Below are 528 nucleotides of genomic sequence, written 5' to 3' on the forward strand. Positions count from 1 at the left end.
GACGGTCTGCGCGCCGGCCGGCTCGGCGGCCAGCAGCGGCGCGGCCGGCGCCAGGGCCAGCAGGCAGGCCAGGGCGAGCGGCGCGGCGCGCGGTGGACGGGGGTTTTTCATCGGAGTCCCTTTCGGAATGGGTGGAAGCGGGGTTTTCACTTCCTATGCCCGGCGACGCGGCGAAAGGGGACAGACCAGCGAAAAAAAGATCAGCGCGCCGCCACGGTGACCCAGTAGCGGCTGCGGTAATGGACCCGGACCGGGAAGGTGTCTTGCAGCAGGCGCAGCGCCTTGTCGGTGTCGGCGAGCTGGAACACGCCGGAAACCGGCAGGGCGGCCACGGCCGGGTCGCAGCGCACGACGCCGCCGCGGTAGCGCGCCAGTTCGGCCACCACCTCGCCCAGCGGCATGGATTCGGCATGCAGGATGCCGCCGGTCCAGTCCACCATGTGCCGGCTCAGGGCCGCGGCGGGCGCGACCCCGGCGCCGTCGAACACGGCCTGCCCGCCCGCCGCCACCACGCGGGCGGCCTGGGCG

General features: G+C 73.9%; 1 pseudogene. It reads right to left on the reverse strand.

Annotated elements, in window-relative coordinates:
* Positions 1–200: 200 nt before the first annotated feature.
* Positions 201–528, reverse strand: a pseudogene (locus C666_RS19165) (FecR domain-containing protein); the annotation flags it as partial.

This window comes from Thauera linaloolentis 47Lol = DSM 12138 (assembly GCF_000310205.1).
Classification (GTDB): Bacteria; Pseudomonadota; Gammaproteobacteria; order Burkholderiales; family Rhodocyclaceae; genus Thauera; species Thauera linaloolentis.